The sequence below is a fragment of the Pannonibacter phragmitetus DSM 14782 genome (assembly GCF_000382365.1).
Classification (GTDB): domain Bacteria; phylum Pseudomonadota; class Alphaproteobacteria; order Rhizobiales; family Stappiaceae; genus Pannonibacter; species Pannonibacter phragmitetus.
In genome coordinates this window covers 181,819-193,718 of record NZ_KB908218.1, presented here as the reverse complement: position 1 = coordinate 193,718, position 11,900 = coordinate 181,819, and the positions used below count along the sequence as shown (strand labels likewise).

Annotated in this window: 12 protein-coding genes; 6 read left to right on the top strand and 6 right to left on the bottom strand. The window is 61.7% G+C overall.

What is annotated here, in order from left to right; translation table 11 throughout:
- Positions 1-55 precede the first annotated feature (55 nt).
- The 5 genes from mnmE to hemE all read right to left on the bottom strand — a co-directional run bounded on the left by mnmE (position 56) and on the right by hemE (position 5,428).
- Entirely contained in the window at positions 56-1,408 is a 1,353-nt protein-coding gene (gene mnmE, locus H163_RS0109345; RefSeq protein ID WP_019964311.1) for a tRNA uridine-5-carboxymethylaminomethyl(34) synthesis GTPase MnmE, read from the bottom strand.
- 322 nt (positions 1,409-1,730) lie between these two features.
- A complete protein-coding gene (locus tag H163_RS0109340) occupies positions 1,731-2,306 on the bottom strand; it encodes a GNAT family N-acetyltransferase (protein WP_019964310.1) in 576 nt (191 codons plus the stop codon).
- A 108-nt stretch (positions 2,307-2,414) separates the two neighbouring features.
- Entirely contained in the window at positions 2,415-3,680 is a 1,266-nt protein-coding gene (gene rho, locus H163_RS0109335) for a transcription termination factor Rho (protein WP_026355666.1), read from the bottom strand.
- A 280-nt stretch (positions 3,681-3,960) separates the two neighbouring features.
- The gene (hemJ, locus tag H163_RS0109330) at positions 3,961-4,389 is read right to left on the bottom strand and encodes a protoporphyrinogen oxidase HemJ (protein WP_019964308.1); all 429 of its coding nucleotides are present in this window, start codon (positions 4,387-4,389) and stop codon (positions 3,961-3,963) included.
- 10 nt (positions 4,390-4,399) lie between these two features.
- Positions 4,400-5,428: a uroporphyrinogen decarboxylase gene (hemE, locus tag H163_RS0109325; RefSeq protein WP_019964307.1), complete on the bottom strand. Its 1,029-nt coding sequence runs from the start codon at positions 5,426-5,428 to the stop codon at positions 4,400-4,402.
- 433 nt (positions 5,429-5,861) lie between these two features.
- Here hemE and H163_RS0109320 point away from each other — a divergent pair, with 433 nt between their 5' ends.
- From H163_RS0109320 to dnaQ, 5 genes are all read left to right on the top strand, one after another.
- Complete coding sequence (locus tag H163_RS0109320; protein ID WP_081625996.1) at positions 5,862-6,710, top strand: pyruvate, water dikinase regulatory protein; 849 nt, start codon at positions 5,862-5,864, stop codon at positions 6,708-6,710.
- Between the two features lie 133 nt (positions 6,711-6,843).
- Entirely contained in the window at positions 6,844-7,437 is a 594-nt protein-coding gene (locus tag H163_RS0109315; protein WP_019964305.1) for a Maf family protein, read from the top strand.
- Complete coding sequence (locus tag H163_RS0109310; protein WP_019964304.1) at positions 7,434-8,276, top strand: shikimate dehydrogenase; 843 nt, start codon at positions 7,434-7,436, stop codon at positions 8,274-8,276. The genes H163_RS0109315 and H163_RS0109310 overlap by 4 nt, the downstream gene beginning before the upstream one ends.
- On the top strand, positions 8,273-8,860 hold the full coding sequence (coaE, locus tag H163_RS0109305; RefSeq protein ID WP_019964303.1) for a dephospho-CoA kinase: 588 nt from the start codon (positions 8,273-8,275) through the stop codon (positions 8,858-8,860). The genes H163_RS0109310 and coaE overlap by 4 nt, the downstream gene beginning before the upstream one ends.
- A gap of 132 nt (positions 8,861-8,992) precedes the next feature.
- Entirely contained in the window at positions 8,993-9,715 is a 723-nt protein-coding gene (dnaQ, locus tag H163_RS0109300; RefSeq protein WP_019964302.1) for a DNA polymerase III subunit epsilon, read from the top strand.
- Between the two features lie 308 nt (positions 9,716-10,023).
- On the opposite strand, the gene H163_RS0109295 is transcribed toward dnaQ, so the two are convergent.
- Positions 10,024-11,010 carry a 2-hydroxyacid dehydrogenase gene (locus H163_RS0109295; protein ID WP_019964301.1) on the bottom strand — a complete coding sequence of 329 codons (987 nt, stop codon included), beginning with the start codon at positions 11,008-11,010 and terminating at the stop codon, positions 10,024-10,026.
- A 269-nt stretch (positions 11,011-11,279) separates the two neighbouring features.
- Here H163_RS0109295 and H163_RS0109290 point away from each other — a divergent pair, with 269 nt between their 5' ends.
- Complete coding sequence (locus H163_RS0109290; RefSeq protein WP_050474025.1) at positions 11,280-11,834, top strand: SH3 domain-containing protein; 555 nt, start codon at positions 11,280-11,282, stop codon at positions 11,832-11,834.
- The last annotated feature ends 66 nt before the right edge of the window (positions 11,835-11,900 follow it).

Below are 11,900 nucleotides of genomic sequence, written 5' to 3'. Positions count from 1 at the left end.
GCAGATCCACTCATCGAAACCGGAGCCGAACCGGATTCACGTGAAACACTTCACGTCACTTACCGATGCAGAATTCCCGGAAAATCACATCCAGCAGATCTTCCACATTGATCCGGCCGGTGATCCGCCCCAGCGCATCAGCGGCCCGGCGCAGGTCTTCAGCCCGGAGTTCGGCCGGAAGATGATCCCGGCTTACCGCATCATGCAGGGCGGCCAGGCAGTCAGTGAGATAATGCCTGTGCCGCTCGCGGGTCGCGAGTGCCGCCTCACCGCTTCCGAACGTATCAGAAGCAAAACGTCCGAGAGCCTTGAACAGGTCATCAAGGCCGGTGCCTTTGGTGACAGACACAGGAAATTCCTGCATCGTTCCGGAGGAGTCTCGTTTCGCAGGAGTCTCAAGATCGGCCTTGGTGGAGACGATCCAGACCGGAACCGATTCAGTGCGGATCGCCTCCGGCAGCCCTTGCTCTTCATCTCCCGGCAGAGGACCGCCCGGTTCGACCGCCCAGAGGATCAAGTCTGCCACGCGGCCCTTCTCTGTTGCCCGGCGGATGCCCTCCTGCTCCACCCGCCCTGCCCCGCTGCGCAGGCCAGCCGTGTCAGCCAGCGTCACCGGGTAGCCATCAAGGTCGAGATGCACCTCGATGACATCCCGTGTCGTACCGGCTTCCTCAGTGACGATGGCCACCTCCCGTCCGGCGATGGCATTCAGGAGACTGGACTTGCCGGCATTCGGCGCCCCCATCAGGACCACCAGCAGACCATCGCGCAGCCGCTCACCGGAACGGGACCGATTCAAATGCTCTGCCACTTCGCCCCTCAGGACTGCAGCCTCACCCCAAACCGTGTCTGCCACACTGCCCGGCACATCCTCTTCATCGGCAAAATCGAAGTCTGCTTCGATCATCGCCCGCATATGAACGAGCCGCTTGCGCCAGCCCTCATAGAGTCGCCCCAGCGCTCCATCCATCTGCCGGAACGCCTGCCGCCGCTGCGCCTCGGTCTCTGCGGCGATGAGATCGGCAAGGCCTTCCACCTCGGTGAGATCCAGCCTGCCCTTCTCGAAAGCACGGCGGGTGAACTCACCGGGTTCGGCAGGCCGCATGCCGGGAAGGTCTGTCAGTGCCTTCAGGACGGCTGCCACCACTGCACGGCCCCCGTGGCATTGAAGCTCGGCAACATCCTCACCGGTGAAGCTGGCCGGACCGGGAAAGGTCAGCACCAGCGCCTGATCCAGCGGCTCCTGTGTCTGCGGGTCCCGCAGCACCCTCAGCGCTGCCTGACGCGGCTGCGGCATGGGGCTGCTCAGAGAGCCAAGAGCATCAAAGGCTGACGGGCCGCTCAACCGGATCACGGCAACGCCGGAAGGGAGCGCACCGCTGGAAAGGGCAAAGATGGTATCCTGCATGAGGTAAGCCTTGGCAGCTGAAAATCCATGCCAAGGCCCATACCTGCTTCGCCCTTCCCTGCAAAGGGGGAAGCACCCAGTCAATCCGCATCCGATTCAAATGAGGCGTGCAATATGAGCCACAAAGGCGATCCACCCACCGCGCCGTCCCGGACGGGAGCGAAGCGGAGATCCGGGACCTGTGCAGTCACAACGACCCTGACAGGTCCCGGCACAAGGCCGGACGGCGCGGAGATAAGTTGATCTCCGGAGAGAAAGGGACATGCTTCAATACGGACCCGATTCATTTCCTCCGGATATTCCCCGGCATGTTTCACGTGAATCAACGTGAAACACGTTCCGCTCTACCGGCCTTCCAGTTCTCCCGTGAAAGCCGGTAGAGCACATGCCGCAGAAGCGGATGGTCCTCTGGTACGGACGGATGATCAAAGTCATCAGCCGGATCATGGCTCATGCCCAGCCGCTCCATCACCTTGCGCGATGGCGTATTCGTCACGGTGGTGAAGGCCACGATCTCATTCAGCTGAAGCGTTTCAAATCCGAATCGAAGCCAGCCTCCCGCCGCCTCGCTGGCATAGCCCTCCCCCCATGCGTACCGGGCGAGACGCCAGCCGATCTCGACGCACGGCATGAACGGCACCAGCGCTGGAAACTGCGGGCGCGACAGCCCAACCATGCCGAGGAAAGCGCCATCCTCCTTCCGCTCCACCGGCCGGAAGCAGAAGCCATCTTCGGCTTCCTTTTCCCTCGCACGGCCGATCAGGGCTGCGGTTTCCTCCAGCGTCAGCGGTTTCAAGAAATAGCGCATGACCTGCGGGTCACCGCAGAGCGCGGCAAAGGGTTCAAGATCCTCATCCCGCCAGGGCCGCAGCACCAGCCGTTCCGTTTCGATGATCATGGCTGTCTCCTTCCCGAAACTGATTGATACGAAACCGAATCCATAGGCTCAAACAAAAAACCCCGGCCGTTGCCAGCCGGGGGTTGAATGAACCGTATCCGAATCGGATCAGGTGTTCATGCTGTCGAAGAAATCGTCGTTCGACTTGGTCTGCTTCAGCTTGTCGAGCAGGAACTCGACCGCATCGACCGTGCCCATCGGGTTGAGAATGCGGCGCAGGACGAAGGTCTTCTTGAGACGCTCCGGCGGCACGAGCAGCTCTTCCTTGCGGGTCCCGGACCGCTGGATGTCGATGGCCGGGTAAACGCGCTTGTCGGAGATCTTGCGGTCCAGGATGATTTCGGAGTTACCCGTGCCCTTGAACTCTTCGAAGATCACTTCGTCCATGCGGCTGCCAGTGTCGATCAGCGCGGTGGCGATGATGGTGAGCGAACCGCCCTCTTCGATGTTACGCGCTGCACCGAAGAAACGCTTCGGGCGCTGCAGGGCGTTGGCGTCCACACCACCGGTCAGCACCTTGCCGGAAGACGGCACGACGGTGTTGTAGGCGCGGCCAAGGCGGGTGATGGAATCGAGCAGGATGACCACGTCACGGCCATGTTCCACCAGGCGCTTGGCCTTCTCGATGACCATTTCCGCCACCTGCACGTGGCGGACGGCCGGTTCGTCGAAGGTGGAGGACACCACTTCACCCTTCACGGTGCGCTGCATGTCCGTCACTTCTTCGGGACGCTCATCGATCAGGAGAACAATGAGATAGCACTCGGGGTGGTTCGTGGTGATGGACTTGGCGATGTTCTGCAGGAACACCGTCTTGCCGGTGCGCGGCGGCGCGGTGATCAGGGCGCGCTGGCCCTTGCCGAGCGGTGCCACGAGATCGATGATGCGGGAAGAAAGATCCTTGGTGGCCGCGTCGGCGACTTCCATCTTGAAGCGCTCGTCGGGATAGAGCGGCGTCAGATTGTCGAAATGCACCTTGTGGCGGGTCTTTTCCGGATCTTCAAAATTGATCGTGTTGACCTTGAGAAGCGCGAAATAGCGCTCGCCCTCTTTGGGGCTGCGGATCTGGCCTTCGACCGTATCGCCGGTGCGAAGCGAGAAGCGCCGGATCTGCGAGGGGGAAACATAAATGTCGTCGGGGCCCGGCAGATAATTTGCGTCGGGCGAACGGAGAAAACCGAAGCCGTCCTGGAGTACTTCAACAACACCTTCGCCGATGATCTCAACATCCTGGGCTGCAAGCCGCTTGAGGATGGCGAACATCAGCTCCTGCTTGCGCATTGTGCTGGCGTTCTCGACTTCGAGCTCTTCGGCGAAGGCCAGCAGCTCGGTGGGTGTCTTCTCTTTGAGGTCTTTGAGTTTCATTTCCCGCATCAATAGGGATCAATCTCTGTTGGAGGGTGGGTATGTGAAAAGACGCTTCTGGTTCTGGAATGGGAAAACGGAAACAGAAGTGGAAGCTGTCACGGAAGACCGGTCGAGGGGATAACCGGCTTTGCTTCGGCAGTGGTGTATCCGGGATTTGAGCCTCGGCGCACCTTACGTGAAGTTGACGCGGACCATAACTCTTAAAACGAAACCCCGCAAGAGCCTTCTGTTCTCGCGGGGCCGGTCAAATCGATTGTATCCGCTGCGTCAGAACGGCGCGGACATATCAGAATGGCTTACCAATCACAAGAATGACGATAAGGATCATCAGAACCGTCGGCACTTCATTGAGGATCCGGTAGAACTTCGCAGGCTTTGTGTTTTCGTCGCGCGCGAATACCTTCACCCGTCCTGCCAGATATCCATGCGCACCGCTCATCAGCAGAACCAGCGTCAGCTTCGCATGGAACCAGCCATCCCTGAAGGCATTGATTTCATAGGCAAGCCACAGGCCGAAGATCCAGGACGCGATCATCGCCGGGTTGATGATCGCCTTCAGCAGCCGGCGTTCCATGACCTTGAAGGTTTCCGACTGGGCTGAGCCCGGTTCGGCGCTGCAGTGATAGACGAAGAGCCGCGGCAGATAGAGCATCCCGGCCATCCAGGCGATGATCGAGATGACATGCAGCGACTTGAGCCAGAGATAGAGATCCATTTTATCCTCCTCAGCCCTGACGGACGCGTTTAACCATCCGTGCCACATGCGCCGGATCGGTTTCAGGTGTTACGCCATGGCCGAGATTGAAGATCAGCGGCCCCTGCCCCAGCGCCTTCAGAACATGGGTGATGCCCTCATCAAGCGCGGCCCCGCCGGCCACCAGCCGCATCGGGTCCAGATTGCCCTGCACCGGGACCTTTTTCTGGATCGCCTGCGCCACATGATCGGGTGCGGTCCAGTCCAGGCCGACCGCATCCACGCCCGTGCCGGCCACATATGCCTCCAGACGGGCCGAGGAGGCCTTCGGGAAGCCGATGATGCGTGCGCCGGGGCGGGCACCCTTCACACCCTCGACAATCGCTCTGGTGGGCTCGATAGACCACCTGCGGAAGCCTTCCTCATCCAGAACCCCGGCCCAGGTGTCAAAGATCTGCACCGCATCGGCGCCGGCATCGAGCTGGCGGATCAGATAGCGGATCGAGGCGGTCACCAGCTGATCGATGAACCGCTGCATCAGGGCAGGATTGCGATAGGCACCCACACGGGCTGCCGTCTGGTCCTGCGTCGTATGTCCGGCGACAGAATAGCACGCAACGGTCCATGGGGCACCGCAGAAGCCGAGAAGCGTTGTCTCCTCAGGGAGCTCGCGGCGCAGCCGCGTTACGGTCTCAATGACCGGATCGAGGTGCTTGTCTGCCCGTGACTGGTCCAGCTTATCAAGGATCGCTTCGCTCAAGGGCTCAAGCACAGGACCACGTCCCTCTTCAAAGCGAACCGGATAGCCGATGGCATCGGGAACAACGAAGATGTCCGAGAACAGGATCGATGCATCAAAGCCATAGCGGCGGATCGGCTGAAGCGTGACTTCGGTTGCCAGATCCGGATTGTAGCAGAAATCGAGGAAGTTCTTCGCCTTCGCCCTGACCTCCCGGTACTCCGGCAGATAGCGTCCAGCCTGCCGCATCATCCAGATGGGAGGCGGCCACAGGCGTTCGCCTGCGAGCACCCTCATGACGGCACGGTCGGATGACTTCATGGCTTTGTCCTTTATCCCAGGCAGGCCCCTATAAAGGGAGTCTCTGATTGATTTGAATCTGTTTCTTATTCTTGTGAGTGGATTACCGGGATCATTCGTTGTCCACAATCGGTTCAGCTCATTTTCGCGCCGGGAGAAAACGCCGCAGTTTCTGGACAACAGATTTTATTAAAATTGTACGGAACCTGTTACCTGAATGAAATCAGAGACATGCCCATTTTTTAAGGATCTCTTAAGGAATTGGGCATGAGTGGATAACCTGTCAGCAACGAGTCAGGCCCATGTTAATCCACATGTGCGGGAAACCGTTTCGGCGCCGGTTGCCGGAAATTTACGCTCTGTTAAGAAGATAGAGCCAGCGGGCATAAGTTTTGGCTTCCAGGGGCCACAAGGGTGACTTGTCCCCGCCCGTCAACAGCGGTGAGGTTTTGTTGTGGGAAAGTCGACACACTACTTTCACCTCCATCTCGTGTCCGATTCGACTGGCGAAACGCTGATGACAGTCGCCCGGGCGGCGACGGTCCAGTATGACGATGTGCAGTCCATCGAGCATCTCTATCCGCTGGTGCGCAGCCACAAGCAGCTGGACCGGGTGACGGCTCAGATCGAGTCTGCGCCGGGGATCGTGCTCTACACCCTCGTCGATCCGGAGATTTCCGGCCGTCTGGAACGGTTCTGCCGCGAAATCGGCGTGCCTTTCGTCAACATTCTCGACCCGGTCTTTGCCGTCTTCCAGGCCTATCTCAATGTGCCGCTGACCCGCCGCATTGGCGGCCAGCACGCGCTGGATGCGGAATATTTCAAGCGGATCGACGCGCTGAACTACACCATGATGCATGACGACGGGCAGATCGCCGGAAAGCTGGAAGAGGCCGATATCGTCCTTGTCGGCATTTCGCGCACTTCCAAGACACCCACCTGCATCTATCTCGCCAACCGTGGAATCAAATGCGCCAACGTGCCGATTGTTCCCGGCATTCCCCTGCCTGACCAGCTTCTCGGCCTCCGCTATCCGCTGGTCGTCGGCCTTATCGCTTCGCCGGAGCGTATCCAGCAGATCCGCCAGAACCGGGTTTTGTCCCTGAATGCCGATGGCTACGGTGACACCTATGTGGACCGGCGGGAGATTGCCCGCGAGATTGCCGCGACCCGCCGGCTTTGCGTCGAACAGGGCTGGCCCTTGATTGATGTGACGCGCCGCTCCATTGAAGAGACTGCAGCCGAGATCATGGAGCTGTTCCGGGGCCATCGTCAGACTGCCCGGGAAGCTGGCGGCTTCTAGCGTCAGTCAGGATCAATTCGAGCCTGAGTGATGCTGGTTTCTTTGTTTTCGTTTGTCTTTTCGGGAAAACCGGTGCCCACTTCTCCCTGACAAACTCCAAGATCAAGACGGAAAGCCTGGAGGAATTCCCCATATGACCCTTGTTCTGGCCAGCGGCAGCAGCATCCGCGCGACACTTCTGCGCAATGCCGGGCTTGATTTTGCCGTCGATCCGGCAGGCGTGGACGAGCGCGAGATCGAGCGCCCGCTGCTGGAGGCCGGTGCCGAACCGCAGGAAATCGCCCTTGTTCTTGGCAAGGCCAAGGCGCTGGATGTGGCGCTGCGCCGCCCCGGTGATCTGGTGATCGGTGCCGATCAGGTGCTGGGGCTCGGCTCCACCCGCTTCACCAAACCCGCTGATCTTGCCGCCGCCCGCGCCCAGCTGGCGCTGCTCGCCGGAAAGACGCACGAGCTGCATTCGTCCGTGGTTGTGGCGAAAGGTGGCGAGGTGCTCTGGAGCCATATCTCCACCGCCCGCCTGCAGATGCGCGCCTTGAGCGCTGCGGAGCTTGATGCCTATCTGGCGATGGCCGGGTCTGCGGCCCTGTCGAGCGTCGGCTGCTATCAGCTGGAGGGCCTTGGCATCCGCCTGTTCGAGCGGATCGAGGGCGATTATTTCACCATTCTCGGGCTGCCGCTGCTGCCCCTTCTTGGATTCCTGCGGGAGAAGGGAGAAATCCATCCATGACTGCCATCCGCCGCGCCGCCATCACCGGCTGGCCTGTCACCCATTCCCGCTCGCCCCTCGTTCACGGCTACTGGCTGAAGAAGCACGGGCTTGAGGGGGAGTATATCCGGGTGGGCGTCGAGCCTGAAGGGGCTGAAGCCTTCTACCGGGATCTTGCCGCCGCAGGCCTCACCGGCGCCAATGTCACCGTGCCGCACAAGGAGCTGGTGGCCGGGCTTTGCGACTGGCTGGACCCTGCTGCCAAAGCCATGGGCGCCGTCAACACCCTCTGGCTGGAAGACGGCCGCCTGATGGGCGCCAACACCGACGGGCTCGGCTTCCTGGGCAATCTCGACCAGTGGGCCCCGGGCTGGGACAAGGCCGGCGGCACCGCCGTGGTTCTGGGCGCGGGCGGCGCAGCGCGTGCAGTCATCTGGGCACTGTTGTCGCGGGGCTTCACACAAGTTCATGTTGTCAACAGAACCGAGGAAAAGGCCAGCATTCTTGCTGATCATTTCGGATCCGCTGTTGTGGCTCACGGGTGGGACAAGCTGGGGACAGTGCTTGGACAAGCCTCTGTCCTCGTCAACACCACATCACTGGGCATGACCGGCAAGCCGCCGCTGGAAATCGATCTTGCCTCCCTGCCCCGCACGGCGCTGGTGACGGATGCGGTCTACTCGCCGCTGCAGACGGATCTGCTGAAGGCGGCTTCCGAGCGCGGCAATCCCACAGTGGATGGCCTCGGCATGCTGCTGCATCAGGCGGTCTATGGCTTCGAGCGCTGGTTCGGCATCCGGCCGGAGGTGGATGCGGAGCTGCGCAGCCTCATCCTCAAGGATCTGGGTGTCACGGAATGATCCGCCTCGGCCTCACCGGGTCCATCGCCATGGGTAAGTCGGCCACCGCGAAGATGTTCGCCGAGGCCGGCGTGCCGGTGCATGACGCTGATGCCGCCGTGCATGCGCTCTACGCCGGGCGCGCCGTGCCGTTGATCGAGGCCGCCTTTCCCGGCACCACGGCGGATGGCAAGGTGGACCGCACGCGCCTTGGCGAAGCGGTGCTGGGCAAGCCGGAGGCCATCGCAAGGCTGGAAGCCATCATCCATCCGCTGGTGCATGAGGAGGAAGCGAACTTTCTCGCCATGGCAAGGGCGGAAGGCCGCCGCATGGTGGTGCTGGACATTCCGCTGCTGTTCGAAACCGGCGGCGAACGGCGGATGGATGCGGTGGTTGTCGTGTCTGCCCCCGCCGAGGTTCAGCGCGAGCGGGCCCTCGCCCGCCCCGGCATGACGGCACAGCGGCTTGATGCCATCCTCGCCCGCCAGATGCCGGATGCGGACAAGCGCCGAAGGGCGCATTTCATCATTGAGACCGGTTCCGGCCTGGACCCGGCGCGACGGGCGGTCCGTTCGGTCATCCGCGCGCTTTCCGGAAAAGCCTGACCGGTAAAGCTTGGGCGCAAACGGCCAAGCGACCGGGGAAAAGCCTAGGAAAGCCTTGCGCCTTGCCCCGTCCGTTCCCACACTCGCCCCGGAATACTGGCAGATGCCGGTGCATCAGGATGACAGACAGCCATGCGCGAGATTGCCTTCGATACCGAAACCACGGGCCTTGACCCGCGCAGCGGCGACCGGCTGGTGGAAATCGGCGGTGTGGAACTGATCAATCATGTCGCCACGGGCCGCACCTTCCACGTCTACATCAACCCGGAACGGGATGTGCCGGAAGGTGCCTTCGCCGTTCACGGCCTCTCCACCGAGTTCCTCTCGGACAAGCCGAAATTTGCGGAAGTTGCGGATGACTTTCTCGCCTTTGTCGGCGATGCGACACTGGTGATCCACAACGCCTCGTTCGACATGGGCTTCATTAACATGGAACTGGGGCGGCTCGGCCGTCCGCCGATCCCGCAGAGTCAGGTGCTCGATACGCTGGCCATGGCGCGGCGGAAATTTTCCTCCGGCCCCTATTCGCTGGATGCGCTGTGCTCGCGTTTCGGCATCGACAATTCCCGCCGCACCAAGCACGGCGCGCTTCTCGACAGTGAGCTGCTGGCGGAAGTCTATCTGGAGCTGCTGGGTGGCCGCCAGACGGCGCTGGGGCTCATGGATGAGGCGGAACGCAAGTCCGGCAGCTCTGACGATGCCTCCGGCGGCCCGCTTGTGGCAGCCCCCGCCCGCCCCCGGCCCCAGCCGCTGGCACCACGGCTGACAGAGGACGAAAAGGCCGCCCACGCGGCTTTCATCGCCAAGATGGGGGACAGCGCCCTCTGGAAAAAATACGAGCCTGCGGGGGAATAAGGGGCTGGAGAGTTGTGCCTTGCGCAGGCTTCTCTCTTCTCTCTCCGTCATGCCATGACTTGATCATGGCATCCATACCGTGACGCCAACTGCAAGTCATGCCTTTGAAAAATAAACGTTTTCCTTCGCGCCGCATTTCAATTTTCTGTGCGTGTGCGGCAAGGGAATGGATGCCATGATCAAGTCATGGCATGACGAATACGGCAGCGGTTGCCCCCTTTCAGCACCGCACCCGCGTGGCGGATCACAGCCAACAAAAAGGCCGGAGAGCATCCTATCCGGCCTCTTTTCGTATCCTGTACCGCTCCTCAGAGCATCGAGGGCAGGACGCGGTCGGGCGGGCGGTGGCCGTCCATGAAGGTCTTGATGTTGATGATGACCTTCTCGCCCATTTCGATGCGGCCCTCGATGGTGGCCGAGCCCATATGCGGCAGCAGCAGCACGTTCGGCATTTGCGCCAGCTTCGGGTTCACTGCAGGCTCGTGCTCGAACACGTCGAGGCCCGCGCCGGCCAGATCGCCTGACTCCAGCTGGCGGATCAGCGCGGTTTCGTCGATCACTTCGCCACGGGCCGTGTTCACCACATAGGCGTCCTTCTTCATCAGCTTCAGGCGGCGGGACGAAAGCAGATGGAAGGTGCCGGGGGTGTGCGGACAGTGGACGGACACGACGTCCATCCGGGCCAGCATCTGGTCGAGGCTGTCCCAGTAGGTCGCCTCCAGCGCATCCTCGATGTCCGAATGCAGGCGGCGGCGGTTGTGATAGTGGATCGACATGCCGAAGGCCTTGGCGCGGCGGGCAACGGCCTGACCGATCCGGCCCATGCCGATGATGCCGAGGCGCTTGCCCCAGATGCGGCGGCCCATCATCCAGGTGGGCGACCAGCCGGTCCATTCACCCTTTTCCATGACCTTCATGCCTTCCGCGATCCGGCGCGGCACGGCGAGGATCAGCGCCATGGTCATGTCGGCGGTGTCTTCGGTCAGCACCCCCGGCGTGTTGGTAACGTTGATGCCGCGGTTGTTGGCGCTGACCACGTCGATGTTGTCGACGCCATTGCCGAAGTTGGCGATGAGCTTGAGGTTTGGCCCGGCCTGGGACAGAACGGCAGCGTCAATCCGGTCCGTCACGGTGGGTACCAGCACGTCCGCCGTCCGCACGGCCTCCACCAGCTCGGCCTGCGTCATCGGCCGGTCGCTTTCGTTGAGGCGGGTTTCGAACAGCTCTCGCATCCGCGTCTCGACCACATCGGGAAGCTTGCGCGTCACGACAACCAAAGGCTTCTTCTTGCCCATGCCACTAGCCTTCTGCGTTGCGTTGAGGGTGCTTTAACCCTAACGGACCTAGGTTCTCACCGTGCGGTATCCCCGCATGGCGGTTCGCTCCTGTTTTCCTTATCAGATGGCCTGCGAGAAACAAGGGGACCAGCCCTTCGGCCAGTATCGACCTTGGTCGGGGGCGGAAGGCCGCAGATGGCGATTGAGGGACAAAACCGCACCGCTGCATCTGGCCACGGGGGGTGGCTTTCGCTAAAGGGAACGCAGAAGAGGTGAATGAGGACGGCATGACCCGGTTTGATCAGACCCTGTCCGGCACGATAGCCCGCAAACTCCGGCTGCTGGCCGCCGCTGCCGCGGCGCTGGTGCTCGTTGCGCCGCAGGTTCTGGCGCAGACCGCCCAGACCGGCTCTACCGGCCTGCCGCTTCCCCGTTTCGTCAGCATCAAGTCTGACCGGGCAAATGTGCGCATGGGCCCATCGCGCGAGCATGAGGTATCCTGGACCTATGTTCAGGGCGGCCTGCCGGTGGAAATCACGCAGGAATTCGAGAACTGGCGCCGTGTGCGCGATTGGGAAGGCAAGGAAGGCTGGCTGTTCCACACCCTGCTCTCGTCGCGCCGGACGGCGCTCGTGACGCCATGGGAGCAAAGCGAGAACACGCCCCTGCATGTGGAGCCGCGTCCGGAGGCGGCCATCAGGGCCTATCTGGCGCCCAAGGTGCTGACGGACATCAAGTCCTGCAATGGCACCTGGTGCCGTGTTCAGGGCCGTGGGTATGACGGCTGGGTGGAGCAGGTCCGGCTCTTCGGCGTCTATCCCAACGAGAAAATCAGCAACTGACCGGATGCAGCGCGTTCAGCAGCCGACATGACAAAGGGGCCGCGCGGGCCCCTTTGCTGTTTCACG